The sequence below is a fragment of the Pengzhenrongella sp. genome (assembly GCF_036565025.1).
Classification (GTDB): domain Bacteria; phylum Actinomycetota; class Actinomycetes; order Actinomycetales; family Cellulomonadaceae; genus Pengzhenrongella.
Genome location: NZ_DATCNW010000314.1, coordinates 1 through 13,572, shown reverse-complemented (window position 1 = coordinate 13,572; position 13,572 = coordinate 1). Strand labels below are relative to the sequence as shown.

Annotated in this window: 10 protein-coding genes; 5 read left to right on the top strand and 5 right to left on the bottom strand. The window is 71.8% G+C overall.

What is annotated here, in order from left to right; translation table 11 throughout:
* Positions 1 to 304 precede the first annotated feature (304 nt).
* Positions 305 to 1,282, bottom strand: coding sequence for a UDP-glucose 4-epimerase GalE (galE, locus tag VIM26_RS18250; RefSeq protein WP_331953845.1), 978 nt, complete (start codon positions 1,280 to 1,282; stop codon positions 305 to 307).
* Between the two features lie 49 nt (positions 1,283 to 1,331).
* The gene (locus VIM26_RS18245; protein WP_331953843.1) at positions 1,332 to 2,846 is read right to left on the bottom strand and encodes a glycosyltransferase family 4 protein; all 1,515 of its coding nucleotides are present in this window, start codon (positions 2,844 to 2,846) and stop codon (positions 1,332 to 1,334) included.
* Between the two features lie 12 nt (positions 2,847 to 2,858).
* On the opposite strand from VIM26_RS18245, the gene VIM26_RS18240 reads away from it, so the two are divergent.
* Entirely contained in the window at positions 2,859 to 3,998 is a 1,140-nt protein-coding gene (locus VIM26_RS18240; protein WP_331953841.1) for a glycosyltransferase family 4 protein, read from the top strand.
* On the opposite strand, the gene VIM26_RS18235 is transcribed toward VIM26_RS18240, so the two are convergent.
* Complete coding sequence (locus VIM26_RS18235) at positions 3,915 to 4,880, bottom strand: glycosyltransferase family 2 protein (protein ID WP_331953839.1); 966 nt, start codon at positions 4,878 to 4,880, stop codon at positions 3,915 to 3,917. The two genes, VIM26_RS18240 and VIM26_RS18235, sit on opposite strands and share 84 nt — an antisense overlap.
* On the bottom strand, positions 4,877 to 6,424 hold the full coding sequence (locus VIM26_RS18230) for a phosphotransferase (protein ID WP_331953837.1): 1,548 nt from the start codon (positions 6,422 to 6,424) through the stop codon (positions 4,877 to 4,879). Before VIM26_RS18230 ends, VIM26_RS18235 begins: the two co-directional genes overlap by 4 nt.
* 58 nt (positions 6,425 to 6,482) lie before the next feature.
* Here VIM26_RS18230 and VIM26_RS18225 point away from each other — a divergent pair, with 58 nt between their 5' ends.
* Genes VIM26_RS18225 through VIM26_RS18210 form a run of 4 tightly spaced genes read left to right on the top strand, consistent with a single transcriptional unit; the run spans position 6,483 to position 10,486 of the window.
* A complete protein-coding gene (locus VIM26_RS18225; protein WP_331953835.1) occupies positions 6,483 to 7,286 on the top strand; it encodes a polysaccharide deacetylase family protein in 804 nt (267 codons plus the stop codon).
* On the top strand, positions 7,283 to 8,068 hold the full coding sequence (locus VIM26_RS18220) for a methyltransferase domain-containing protein (RefSeq protein WP_331953833.1): 786 nt from the start codon (positions 7,283 to 7,285) through the stop codon (positions 8,066 to 8,068). The genes VIM26_RS18225 and VIM26_RS18220 overlap by 4 nt, the downstream gene beginning before the upstream one ends.
* 1 nt (position 8,069) lies before the next feature.
* On the top strand, positions 8,070 to 8,963 hold the full coding sequence (locus VIM26_RS18215; RefSeq protein ID WP_331953831.1) for a glycosyltransferase family 2 protein: 894 nt from the start codon (positions 8,070 to 8,072) through the stop codon (positions 8,961 to 8,963).
* The gene (locus tag VIM26_RS18210) at positions 8,960 to 10,486 is read left to right on the top strand and encodes a lipopolysaccharide biosynthesis protein (RefSeq protein WP_331953830.1); all 1,527 of its coding nucleotides are present in this window, start codon (positions 8,960 to 8,962) and stop codon (positions 10,484 to 10,486) included. Before VIM26_RS18215 ends, VIM26_RS18210 begins: the two co-directional genes overlap by 4 nt.
* A 32-nt stretch (positions 10,487 to 10,518) precedes the next feature.
* Here VIM26_RS18210 and VIM26_RS18205 read toward each other — a convergent pair whose 3' ends face one another.
* Entirely contained in the window at positions 10,519 to 12,750 is a 2,232-nt protein-coding gene (locus tag VIM26_RS18205) for an acyltransferase family protein (RefSeq protein ID WP_331953829.1), read from the bottom strand.
* Positions 12,751 to 13,572 lie beyond the last annotated feature (822 nt).

Genomic DNA, 13,572 nt, shown 5'->3' with positions numbered 1-13,572 from the left:
ATCCCTGGAACGGCGACGACCACACTCGTCGGCGCGGGCTACCTCAAGGCCGCTCCAGCGGTCAACACCGAGTACACCGTGACGTACTCGGCCACCACCGGCGTCGTGAGCGCCTCGAATGTCGGCACGTCGACCGTGGGTACGGAGTGCATCGCCTAGTCCGGGGTGTCTGAGCGCCCGGCGACCATCCCCTTGGTCGCCGGGCCTTCGCCATGCCCGGCCAGGCGCAAACTGCGCACATCCGTTCGGACTGCGCACATCGGATGTGCGCATCGGGCGCGGATGTGCGCAGTTTGCGGGTGGGCTACGCGTTCGGGTGGTCGTGCTGCCAGGCGGTCCAGGCGCTGGACAGGATGTCTGGCAGGGCGTTTTCTGCTCGCCAGGCCATCGTCTCGGCGATGCGGTCGACCGACGCGACGACGCTCGCGGGGTCACCCGGGCGCCGCGGGCAGATCTCGGGCTCCACGTTCCAGCCGGACACCGCCGCCAGCTCGCGGGTGACCTCGAGCACGGTGGACCCGGTTCCCGTTCCCACGTTGAAGACGTCCCACGGCCGCTGCGGCCGGGACAGGTAGTCGAGCGACGCGAGGTGGGCGCGGGCCACGTCGCGCACGTGGACGAAATCGCGCACGCAGCTGCCGTCGCGGGTCGGGTAGTCCCCGCCGAACACCTTGGGCTGCTGACCGAGGGACCTGCCCTGGAGCAGCATGGTCACCAGGTTCATCACGAGCGGGTCACCGAGCTCGGGCGAGCCGGCGCCGGCCACGTTGAAGTAACGCAGCGACACCGCGCGCAGGCCCCAGGCCCGCACCGCGTCCCGGACGAGCCACTCCCCGACGAGCTTCGTCTGGCCGTAGGGGTTCTCGGGCGACAGGGGCGCATCCTCGGTCACCTCGTACGTCGCCGGACTTCCGTAGACGGCCGCCGAGGATGAGAACACGAGCCGGTCGACGTTCGTCGCCTGCATCGCCAGGAGCACGTTGGCCAGACCAGAAATGTTCTGCCGGAAATAGAACGCAGGTAGCGCCATGGACTCGTCGACGCGCTTCTTCGCGGCAAGATGAATTACCGACCTCACGTCGTGCTCGCGCAGCACGACGGAAAGCCTCTCGACCGAATCCGGCACGGAAAGATCCATGCGCACAATCGTCGCGCCGGGCACCCGGGCCGCCAGTCCGGTCGAGAAGTCGTCCACCACCAGCGCATCCCCGCCAGCGTCACGAATCAGTTTCACGACGTGCGCACCGATATATCCGGCGCCTCCTGTGACGAGCACGGTCATGCGGAAACCCTACGGCGGAAACGGCACCGATGGTGGCCGTCCGTGCAGGTCATCCGGGAAAACGAGAAAGCGGCGTCCGCGCCGATTCGAGGAACTGGGCGAGCTGATGGCCGACGACGTCGGCGTCGTACGTGGACTCGAAACGGGCCCGGGCGCGACGGGCGGCACGGGCCAATTCGGACTCGTTCTCGAGCAAGTCCGAAAGGATTCGCGCGCCGCCGATCGGATCGGCGAGGTCCCAGAATCGCCCCGATCCGTCGCCGCCCACGACCTCGGGAATCCCGCCGAACGGTGCGGCAACGACGGGAAGCCCGGCCCGGAAGCCCTCGAGCAACGCGAAGGGACAGTTCTCCATCAGCGCGCTGTGCACGTACACGCGGTGCTGGCGCAACAATTCGTCGATATCGAAACGCTCGCCGAGGAAGTGGACCTGGTCCGCGATGCCCAGCTCGGCCGCGAGCCGCTGCAGGGGCTCCCGCTCGGGCCCGTCGCCCACCAGGGTGAGGCTGTACCGGTGCCCCTGACGCTTGGCCGCCGCGAGGACGTGCAGCAGGTAGCCGTGGTTCTTCCGCTTGACGAGGTAGCCGACGCTGATGCAGTCACGCGTCACGACGTCGGCCGGCGAGGGTCGGGTGTCGCTCAGGAAGTTCGGAATGACCGCGCTGGAGACCGCCTTGGCCTCCGGGATCACGTCGTACAGGTGCTGGCGCATGAAGTCCGACACGAGCACGAGTCCGTCGAGCCGAGGGATCAACGCAGCCTCGAACGACCGGATCGCTCGATCCGCGCGCCCGCCGCGCCTGATCGCGTGCAGGTTGACCAGCTCTTCGGCTTCCGACTCGTTGTAGTGAACCACCATGACCACCGGGATCGGCAAGCTTCCCCTGGCCCGCAGAGCCGCATGTGCCGATCGAGGGTCCTGGGCGTAGATCACCGTCGGCTTCTCGAGCTTGAGCTGACGGCGGATGGACAGCTCCACCGAAAGGGACGTGAGATACCGGTCGAGGGGGATGCCCGGCGTGAAATGGGTCCGACGGATCGCCAGACACGGCGCCAGGAGCAGCGGCCCGATCAATGGCAGCCACGAGTCGAGGCTCACGATGCGCACGCGCTCGCCCTGCTGCGAGAGCAGGTCGGCGGCCTGCGCGATGTGCGTGTTCACCCCCACCGCGCCGGCCTCGCGGAGAATGGTCACGATCAGCATCGGGTCGCCGTGCTCGGAGCCTCGCTCCTGGACGAGCCGGCCGTCTCCGGCGAGCAGATCCTTGAGCTTGGCGAGCCTTCGTCGCAGCCGCCGTCGGAAGCGGTGCGCCGGACGTTCGCTCTCGAACATCAGCCCGCTTGGCAAGAGCGCAGCGCGCACCGCGTGTCTCATGACCTTTTCTCGCACCTTTGCCAGACGCTCGGGTTGAGCCACCCGCGAAGGGGTTCCCCAGTACGGTATCCCGGGTAACGCCGAAAATGGAGGGCACAACGGATGAAGATCGTGCTCTACACGCACCATTCCCTGTTCGAGCCGGCCGTGTCCCTCGCGGCGGCGCTGTCCAAATCGGCGGAGGTCCACCTCCTGCTCGAAGTGCCTTCCGGCAGGTGGCAGTCGGCGAACTTCGAGGCACCGGAAGACCTCGTCCCGTCGGGGCTCGTCGAGGCAGACCCCGTGCTCGCCGCGCACTTTCCCGAGGAGACCCGGGCGATGTGGCGCAGAGCTGCCAGCTTTCACCTGGTCGTGACGGGGACCCAGCGAGCACGGCACCCGGCGTCGCTGCGGCTCATGTTCGGGGTGCTGAACTGGATCCGCACGCTCAACCCGGACATTCTGCACATCGACGACGTCGACGTCTCCCCCCGGCTGGCCCTCGCCCTCGCGGTGACGCGGCTGCCCTGCCCGGTCGTCGTCGGCTGCCACGACCCCGAACCGCACTCGGGTGAGCAGGACTGGCGCGTCAAGAGCCTGACCCGGACGCTGCTGCTCTCCCGCGCGGACGCGGTGCTCGTCCATCACGAGGCTGGGCGGGCGGCCCTGCGGCTCCGCCACCGCCGGTTGCGGGCCCCCGTGTACACGGTCCGGCTCGCCAGTTACACCTTCCTGCAGCACGGAATCCCCTCAACCGAAATCACCCGTTCGGCCGAACCCGCCGTCCTGCTGTTCGGCCGGATCACGCAGTACAAAGGACTCGACACCCTGTTTCTCGCCGCCCCGATCGTGGCCCACGAGGTACCCGGCGTCCGTTTCCTCGTCGCCGGCAAACCGGCGGACGGCTACCAGCCTCCCGAACCCCCACCGCTGCCGAACGGGGGGAGGATCGAAACGACCTACGGCTACATCTCGAACGACCGGACGGCGGCGCTCTTCCGCGAGGCGCAGGTGGTCGTGTGCCCGTACACGGACGCGTCGCAGAGCGGCGTCGTGCTGACCGCGTACGCGTTCGGCCGCCCCGTCGTGGTGACCGACGTCGGCGGGCTGCCCGAGTACGTGCGCGACGGGGTCACCGGACTCGTCGTGCCCGCGGGCGACCACGAAGCCCTGGCCGCGGCCGTGATCCGCTGCCTGCGCGAGCCGGGGCTGGCGGCGAGCCTGCGGGACGGGGTCGCCACCGCGAACGCCACGGACCTGAGCTGGCGACGGGTCGGCTCAGAGCTGACCGAGATCTACGCCGAGGTCGCCGGACGGGCCCGCGGCCGCGGCCTGCGGTCGCGGCTCGGACGCCAGCGGTGAACCCAGTCGCCAGCCGAAGCGAGTGCCCGCGAGCGCCCCGGCGACCAGCAGCGCCTCTTCGCGCAGCCGCCGGGGGTCCCTGGCCTTGAGGGCCTTGGCCGCGGCCACCAGCCGGCCGACCATCCACCGCAGCAGGGTCGTCGCCACCCACCGGTCGGAGCGCACCCAGATCCCGACGAAGGCTCCCATCCCGAAGCCGTAGCTCCGCCGGGTGGACAGGCGCCGTGGCGCGGTCACTCGCGCGTGCAGGACGATCACGTCGGGATCGAACGCGAGCGTCGCACCGGCGCGCAGCAGTCGATGAATGATCTCCAGGTCCTCACCCGCCTGGCCGGGCGTCCCCGAGCCGAGCCGCTCGTCGTAGCCACCGACGTCGCGCACGGCCGCGACCCGCAGGGCCATGTTCCCGCCGGTCCCCACCTCCCACGGCAGCGCGCGACCGGCGAACACGGCCGGCTCGGTCGACACCCGCAGGGACAGCGGATAGGTCCCCGGCGCGGGTTCCCCGAGCGGGAGGACCCGCCCGCTGACGCCGTCGGGGGCGTCCGGGGCACCGGCGCGCCGGGAGATCGCGGCGAGCCAGGTCGGCGAGGGCACGCAGTCGTCGTCGGTGAACGCGACCCACGGCGTGCTCACCTGTCGCAGCCCGGTGTTCCGGGCCGCGGACAGCCCCCGCAGGGCGCTGCGGACGTGGATCACCTGCAGGCCCGCCGCGGCGCGCGTCGCGATGACGACGGCGGTCTCCTCGTCACCGCCCTGGTCGATCACCAGCACCGCCGCGGGCCAGACCTCGCCGTCGAGCAGGGCGTCCAGGCAGCGCGCGAGAGCATCCGGCCGCAGCACGGTGGGCACGACCACGCAGATGGGGACGACGGCGGTCACGGGTGGCTCCACGCCGGCACGAGACCGGTCGAGCCGAGGACGAGCCGGACCAGGTCCGCGTACAGGTTGTCGTCCTGCGCCAGGCCGTCCCCGCTGTCCCGGAGGCGCTCGGCGCGGTCGCCGGCCTGCTGGCCGAGCATGTGCAGCAGGAGCGGCTCCGTCAGCCGGGCATCGACGCCCAGCGCCGCGCAGTAGCGCCGCACCTGGGTGGACGCCAGGAGCGCCGGCTCCCCCTCGTCGAGGAGGAAGACCCGGCGGAACACCTCACCGGGGTCGGTGCCGACGGCGGGCAGGTCGTCCCACTTCCAGTGCAGCAGGAGGTAGAACAGGTCGCACAGGGCGGGGCCGGGCCGCGCGGCCTCCCAGTCCACGACCGTGTGCCGCCGCCCGTCCCACCGGACGTTCGCCGGGGTCAGGTCGCAGTGCTGCCAGACCAGCGGCACGACGACGCCGTCGGCCCGCCACGGCTCCGGGGGTCCGGGCCGCGAGTCGAGCTCGTCCGCGGGCAGGTCCCCGCACCGGGTGGCGCGGTGCAGGTCGATCAGCCACCCCACCGCACCGTCGAGCTGAGCGGCCGAGCTCATCTGGTCATCCTCGCCGGCGAAGGCGAGCGGACGTCCCGGCAGGAACGACTCGGTGCCGACGCTGAGCCCCGACCAGGTCCTGATCCCCAGCGGGGCCGGGACGGTGCCGGCCAGCTCGGGCGGCAGCAGGCTCCTGATGGCGGTCAGGGCGCGCTGCTCGCGCTCGGTCGCCCAGTTGTGCTGAGCCGTTCGGGGGAGCTTGATCACGGTGCGCGGCCGGGTGTCGGTGGGCCCGAAGGGCAGCAGGACGACCCGGCTCCACGGTCCCTCGCCGCGGGCGAGGACCACGGGCAGCACGCCGTCGTCGTCGGTCGCGAGGAGTCCCGGGGTGGGCGCAGGTGCGTCGCCGCGGCGGCCGGCGACCCCGGTCACCGAGTAGCGGCGGGCGAGCGGAGCGAGGCGCCGGCCGTCCCGTCCGACCAGCACCGCGAGCGCCAGCTGGACGATCCGGCGCGACGCGGCCCGGTCGTCGACGAGCTCGCGCAGGTACCAGGGCACCGCGCCCGGCACGTCCAGCGGCAGGAAGAGGCTGTCGTACGCGCCGCGGCGCCGCCGCCAGTACCCGGCCGTGACCAGCCCGGACCGTGCCAGCCGCCGGCGCAGCCGGGCGGGGCTCCAGCCGCGCCAATCCCGCCGGGCGCGGTCGATCTCGGCGTACACGACCCCGCCGGGCCGCAGCGTGGCCAGCGCGCGGGCGAGCTCCGCGGGGCTGCCGGAGAGGCTGACGACGGCGTCCACCCGCGCGGCACCCTGCGTGCCGATCAGCACCGTACGAGCCAGCCCCGCGCCGGTGATCTGGTCCGCGAGCGCCGGATCGTCGCTGAGCAGCCGGAGCGAGTCGAACGCGTCGTCGTCGGCGACCGGAAGCAGGAAGCGCCAGTCCAGCCGGCGCGCGGAGCCAGTGACCGGAGCGGTCGGACGCGCCGCGAGCGTCGGCGCGCGTCGGCGGGCGAAAGCCACGGGTCACCCCATCGGAAACGTTGATACCTTCCGGGTCCCGGCTCGGTAGGCTCGCCAAATGCTACACAGGCCGGCTCCGGTCGCTGCGGTTTCCCGGAAGATCATGCGGGTCCGGTTCGGGGTCCCGGTACTCATGTACCACCTCGTGTCCGACGACGTGCCCGCCGCCTTCCGCGACTACACCGTCACCCCGCGCCAGTTCGCCGGACACGTGCGGACCCTGAGGCAGTTCGACTACCACTCCATCAGCCCGGACGACCTGCTGGCGGCCCGCGAGCGCCGCCGCCCCCTGCCGCCCCGGCCCGTCGTGATCACGTTCGACGACGGCTTCCGGGACTGCCTGCGCCACGCCGCCCCGCTGCTGCACGACGCCGGCCTGGGCGCCACCATGTACGTCGTCGCGGGACTCCTCGGCAAGACGAGCCGCTGGATGGAGCCGGAGGGGGTCGACCTGCCGCTGGTGAGCGTGGCCGAGGCCCGCGAGCTCGAGCAGGCGGGCATCGCGTGCCAGTCGCACGCGCTGACTCACCCGTCGCTGGCGCGCCTGGGGACCCCGAGGATCGCCCGCGAGCTCTCCGAGTCCCGCCGGGTCCTCGAGGACGAGCTCGGGCACGAGATCCGCCATCTCGCCTACCCGCACGGTTCCTTCGACGACCGCGTCCGGGCGGAGGCGGAGCAGGCCGGGTACCTCTCGGCCTGCACGACCCAGCCCGGCAAGGTGCTGCCGAGCGACGACGCGCTGGCCCTGCCGCGGGTCAAGATCGAGGGACGTGAGGGTCCCGCCGACTTCCTCACCCGGCTGGTCACGGGACGCCACCTCGGGCATCCCGTGCGCCGTCAGCCGAGCAGCCGGCGCCGATGAGCGCATCCAGCGCGACCAACCGGGGCGCGAGCAGCCCAAGACGGGACCACCACATGCCGGGACTTCCCACCGCCGTGCGCCGCTGGCGCCCGGGCTTCCTCACCTCCTCGCGCCGCGTGACGCTGCGCCGACTGCTGCGCCCGGCCCCGCTCGGGTTGCTGCTGCGACGCGGGCCGGTGAGCCGCTCGTGGGGCTTCGACCGGGGCCTGCCGATCGATCGCTACTTCATCGAGCGCTTCCTCGGACTGCGCAGCGCCGACATCGCCGGGCGGGTCCTCGAGGTCAAGGACGACGGCTACACCCGCCGGTTCGGCGGCGACGCCGTGACGTCGGCCGAGGTGCTGGACATCGACGCCGGCAACCCCGCGGCGACGGTCATCGCCGATCTGACCGACGCGCCCCAGATCGCCGACGACAGCTACGACTGCGTGCTGCTCACCCAGGTGCTGCACCTGGTGTACGACATGCCGTCCGCGGTCCGGGAGTGCCACCGCATCCTCAAGCCCGGCGCCACCTTGCTCGTCACGATGCCCGCGCTGAGCCGCTGCAGCGGCGAGCTCCAGCACAGCGACTTCTGGCGGATCACCCCGGCCGGCGCCCGCCGCCTCTACGGCGACGTGTTCGGAGCCGAGAACGTCGAGGTGCTCGCCTACGGGAATGCCGTCCTCGGTGCCGCCTTCCTGATGGGAGTCGCGTCGCAGGAAGTGGGCGCGCGCCTGCTCCGGCAGCACGACCCGCTGTTCCCGATCCTGGTCACCATCCGGGCCACGAAGGCGCGCTGAGATGGCGCCCAGCACCTCGGTGGTCATCTGCTCGCGGGGACGGCCGGACCTGCTCATCGACGCGGTCAACAGCGTGCTCGCGATGCACCGGCTGCCGACCGAGCTCGTCGTCGTCGACCAGAGCGACCAGCCCCAGCCCGAGCTCGCGGCCGGCACGCTGCAACGGGCGACCTCGGTCGCCCTCACCTACCTGTGGTCGCCGGATCGCGGTCTCAGTCGCGCGCGGAACGTGGGGCTCGCGGCGGCCACCGGCGAGATCCTGGCGTTCCTGGACGACGACATGCTGGTCGACGCCGACTGGCTGGACACCTTCGTGCGTGCCCTGACGTCGCGGACCGAGCAGCGCGACCGGCACGTCATCTCCGGCCGGGTCGCCGCAGGCACCCCGGAGGTGCCGGGGGCATGGGCGCCGTCGACGATCGCCGACCCCGAACCGGCGTCGTACACCGGGCGGCTGCGCAAGGACGTCCTGTTCGCGGGCAACTGCGCCATGTTCCGATCGGTGTTCGACGTCGTCGGGACGTTCGACGAGCGCCTCGGCGCGGGGAGCTCGCTGCCGTCCGCGGAGGACAACGACCTCGGCTACCGGCTGCTCGCGGCGGGCTTCACCCTCGAGTACCTGCCCGCGGCGGTCGCGGTGCATCGCGCGTGGCGGCGGGAGAACGCCCAGCCGAGCCTGCGGTACGACTACGGGCGCGGCCAGGGCGCGTTCTACGTCAAGCACATCCTGCGCGGCGACCGGTTCATGCTCCGGCGCTTCGCCGGCGACGTGTACGGCCACCTGGCGCGCGCCGTCGTCCTCCTTGCGCGCGCCCGCCTGCGCGAGGCCCGCAACGACCTGGCGTACACCTGGGGCCTCGTCGTCGGCGCGCTGGGCTGGTTCCGGGCGAGGTGAGCCAGCAGGGCGGGCGCGCGTCGCGCATCGGACGCAATACGCTCAGCAACTCGGTGGGGCGGCTGGTCACGCTGGCCACCACCTTCGTGATGACGCCGTTCATCCTGCACCACCTCGGGGAGACCGCCTTCGGGCTCTGGATCCTCGCGAACGCGGTGGTCAGCTACGGCACGCTGCTCGACTTCGGCATGGGGTCGGCGATCATCAAGTACGTCGCCGACGCGAGGGCCAGGGGCGAGAAGTCGACCGCGCACGAGCTGCTGGGGACCGCGACCCGGATCTACGCCGGCCTGGCGGTACTCGCCCTGGGGGTCGGGGCCGTGCTCGCGACCCAGGCCGATCGGGTGATCCACCTGGGCCCGGCCGCGAGCGCCGTCGCGCCCGCGGTCCTCGCGCTCGTCACGGTGAGCTTCGGGATCAACCTGGCGGCCACCCCGGCCAGCGCCGCGCTGCGCGGCCTGCAGCGGTACGACCTCACGAACGCGATCACGGTGGTGAACGCGCTCGCGACCGCCGCCCTGACGGTGTTCGTGCTCCTGCAGGGCTGGGGGCTGGTGGCCATGGTCGCGGTGAACGTGCCGGTCGCGCTGGGCAGCCAGCTCGTCACCGTGCTCATGCTCCGGCGCCTCAACCCGATGTTCGCCCTGCGCTGGTCCCCGACGTCCCGCGGCTCGGCCCGGAACCTGACCGGCTTCGGGGTCACGCTCACGGTCAGCCAGCTCGCGGTCCTGCTGCAGAAGCGGACCAGCGAGATCATCATCACGGCTGCCATGTCGGTCTCGGCGGTGGCGCCGTACTCGCTCGCCCGGCGGCTGAGCGAGCTCCCGCACATGATGAGCGACCAGTTCATCAAGGTGCTGCTGCCGGTGGCCAGCGAGCTGCACGCCACCGGGGAGCCCGAGGGGCTGCGGCGCCTGTACCTCGTCTCGACGCGCATCACGCTCGCGCTGATGTTCCCGCTCGCGCTGTGCGCCGGCTTCCTCGCGGGTGACCTGCTCGAGCTGTGGGTGGGTGCGAAGTACCGGGACCAGGGGGTGCTCGTCGTCGTGCTGGTCATCGCGAGCGTGGCGTTCACGAGCCAGTGGCCGGCCGGTTCGGTGTTCCAGGGGATCGGGCGGTTCGGCTGGTTCGCCGTCGCGTCCCTGGTGTCCGGGGTGCTCAACGTGGCGCTCACCGTGTTCCTGATCAAGCCGTACGGCCTGATGGGGGTCGCCGTCGGCACCCTCGTGCCGACCGTGCTCGAGGCGCTCGCCTGCGTGCTGCCCTACACGCTGTGGAAGCTGGGCATCCCGGTGGGCGCCGTCGTCAGGCAGGTGCTGATCCCGACGGTGCTGCCGGTGGCCCCGTGCGTGGGGGTGCTGCTGCTGGCCGCTCGGCTCGTCGACCAGCCGTCGTGGCCGGCGCTGATCCTGACCGGCCTGGCCGGGGGGGCGGCGTACGCGGTCGCCTACCTGTTCATCCCGGCGGCGGCCGCCGAGCGCGCGCTGGCCGCGCGCACGCTGCGCCGCCTGGTGCGTCGCTAGGTCCGTCGCTAGGTCCGTCGCTAGGTCCGTCGCTAGGCGGCGGGAACTCCGGCGAGGAGCCCTTCGCGCAGGACCGGGCCGAGCCTGGTGGCGAACGCGTTCGTCAGATGCCCGCCGTCCGCGTAGACGAGAGTCCGTCCGATGAAGGACGGGCAGACGTCCGACGCCGAGCAGAACCACTTCTTGGTGTCGATGAAGGTCACGTCCGGGCCCGCGGCCGACGCCGATTTGGCGTCCGAGGCGACGATGGCGTCGCGTCTCGCGGACGGCTCCGCGAGGCAGTCGGCCGGGGACCCGAACCGGGTGGCGCAGAGGAGGATGTTCGCCGACTCGGGCGGCGGCGCAAGGATGACGACGCGGCTGCCGGCGGCGCGCAGCCGGTCCAGCGTGATCTCGGTCCCGGATCGCCATTGCGCCAGGGGGTCGGCCGACCGGTCCACGAATCGCTTCAGGGAGTCCTCGGCGCTGCTCATGATCACCAGCTGCGGGGACTGCCGGACGATCTGGTCGAGGGCCCAGCGGCGGAACGGGTCGCACGTGGGGTGGGCGGAACCGTCGTCCAGGAACACGGTCGCGGTGAACGCCGGGCACTCCGCCTGCGTGTCGACCTCGATCTTCCAGCCGAGCGGCTCGAGCGCGGCGCGAATCCCCGGGACGTAGCTGATCGCCATCGAGTCGCCGAGCACGACGGCGGTCTTGGCGGCCGACGGGTTCCCGTAGACGCAGTGCACGGCGTTCTTCTGCGGGTCCGGGTTCGCCGTGGCATCCCCGCCGAGGCAGCCGTCGCGCACCCACTCCGAGGCCTTGTCGCCGGCGCTGACCTCGTCGAGGGAGGGCACCAGATCGGGCCAGGTCCGGGTCCCGATCGCGGCGTCGATCGAGGCGGTGAGGCGGCGCTGCGCGGGGGTGGCCACTGTGCCCCGGGCGGGCGCCCATCCGTTCGCGCCCTGGGTCGGCGTGGGGTCGCGCAGCTCGACGTGGGTTGCCAGCACTCCCGTTGCGCCCAGGACCAGGACGCTCGCGAGGGCGGCGCGGCGGGTGAGCAGGGCCGGCCCGGTCGCCATCGGACGGCGTCGGGCGCGCGGCTCAAGCCAGCCGGACCTGCGGATGGGGTCCTCGATGAGGTGGAAGGACAGCACCGAGCAGCCGACCGTGAGCGCGACCTTGACCGCGGCCCACAGCAGGCCGCCGCCCGGCACGAGGGCCGGCACAAACACCTGGATCGGCCAGTGCCACAGGTACAGCGAGTACGAGATCGTTCCGATGTAGCCCATCACCGGGTTGGTCAGCGGGGCGAGGCCCGACGCCGTGCCGCCCGTTCCCGCGGCGATCACCGCGGCCGTGCCGAGCACCGGCAGCAACGCCCCCGGCGCCGGGAACGGCGTGGCGGAGTTGATGAGCAGGGCGCTCGCGGCGATGGTGACCAGCCCGGCCCAGGCGAGCACCGTCCGCGCGAGGTCGGGGAGCCGGCGCAGCTGGGTGCTGAACACCGCCAGGGCGGCGCCGGCGCCCAGCTCCCACCCGCGCGAGAAGGTCGAGAAGTAGGCCCAGGTCGGATGGGTCGCGGTCTCCCACAGGCCGAAGCCGAACGACGCGATGCTGAGCGCCAGCACGACGACGACCAGGGCGGTCCGGGCGGTCAGGGGCACTCGTGGCGTGAGGGGCGATCGCGCGGTCAGGGGTGATCGCGCCGTGGGTGCCGATCGCGCGCCGGGCGCCGATCTCGCGCCCTTGCGCCTGCCAACAGCCAGGACGAGCAGCAGCAGCCACGGCCACCCGAGGTAGAACTGCTCCTCGACCGCGAGGGACCAGAAGTGCTGCAGCGGGGAGACGGTGCCCGCGGCGAGCTGGTAGTTGGCCCCGATGAGCGCGAGATGCCAGTTGGCCGCGAACGCGAGCGACCAGAACGAGTCGACGAGGGCGGAGAGCGCCCGCCCGGAGAAGAAGAGCAGAAAGCTGACCGCGACCGTGCTCACGAGGACGGTCGACGCCACCGGGATGATCCGTCGCACCCGCCGCCGGTAGAAGCCGAGCAGGGAGATGCGCCCGGTGCGCTCGTGCTCGCGCAGGAGCAGCCCGGTGATCAGGAACCCGGAGATGACGAAGAAGACGTCGACGCCGACGAACCCGCCCGTCGGCCAGCCATGGATGTGCGACAGGATCACCAGCATCACGGCCACGGCGCGCAGCCCCTGGATGTCGGCGCGCAGGTCGTGCCGCACCCGCGCACGGGGAGCTGCGGTCAGCTCCGTTGTCGCGACCACAGACCCTCCCCGACGACGCGTCCGATCCGCTCCGCACCCCGCAGAGCAGCCCACTGTAAACCGGCAAACAACTCCCACGGAGGGGGCAAACAGGTGAAATCGCCCGCGCGATTCCGCCGGCCCGGCCGGGCTCCCGACCGTCGCCCCCGTCGATCGCCGACGACGTCGCGCTCGACTCGCTCCGGCTGCTCAGTGACGATCCGGCGCTCGCGGACCAGATCATCGGCGCGGGCGGCCGCCAACTGGCGCCTCCGTCGACCGCCACCAACTGGCGCCTCGGTCGATCGGCCGCCAACCGCCGCCCGAGCCCGCCCCTCGAGCCAGATCGCCCCCGTCGGGTACGCGAGATAGGAGTCGTTGTCGTATTTCGGGCCTTGCGACGACAACAACTCCTATCTCGCGTGCGACTCGTCAGTCACCGCCCTTCTCGATCACGTGAGTGCGGGACTTTGGCTGCCCGTTCGGGGTTTCGGACAGCGAAAGTCCCGCACTCGCGGATCCGAGCCGCGGACCTTGACAGCCTGAGTCCGCAATGAGCCGAATCTGCGCCGGCGGGTGCGCGAACTGCGAGTTGTTGTCGAATTTCGGGCGTTCGGAGCATAACGTCTCGCATCTCGCGAGCCACACGGTCTCGTTGATCACGCGCGTGCGGGACTTTGGCTGCCTCTTCGGGGGGCTTCTGACAGCCAAAGTCCCGCACTCGCGCGGCCGACAGCAGAACGGCCGCACTCGCGCGAATCCGCTCGGCGCTGGCGTCACGACGACGTCAACCTGACCGAACCTCACCAACCGCAACGTCCGAGCGTTGACGTCCTATAGGAC

What these genes read in the sequence shown, in the direction of transcription:
- VIM26_RS18215 (WP_331953831.1), top strand. Translation starts at nt 8,070, where the DNA reads ATGGCGCCCAGCACCTCGGTGGTCATCTGCTCGCGGGGACGGCCGGAC.
- VIM26_RS18220 (WP_331953833.1), top strand. Translation starts at nt 7,283, where the DNA reads ATGAGCGCATCCAGCGCGACCAACCGGGGCGCGAGCAGCCCAAGACGG.
- galE (WP_331953845.1), bottom strand. Translation starts at nt 1,282, where the DNA reads ATGACCGTGCTCGTCACAGGAGGCGCCGGATATATCGGTGCGCACGTC.
- VIM26_RS18225 (WP_331953835.1), top strand. Translation starts at nt 6,483, where the DNA reads ATGCTACACAGGCCGGCTCCGGTCGCTGCGGTTTCCCGGAAGATCATG.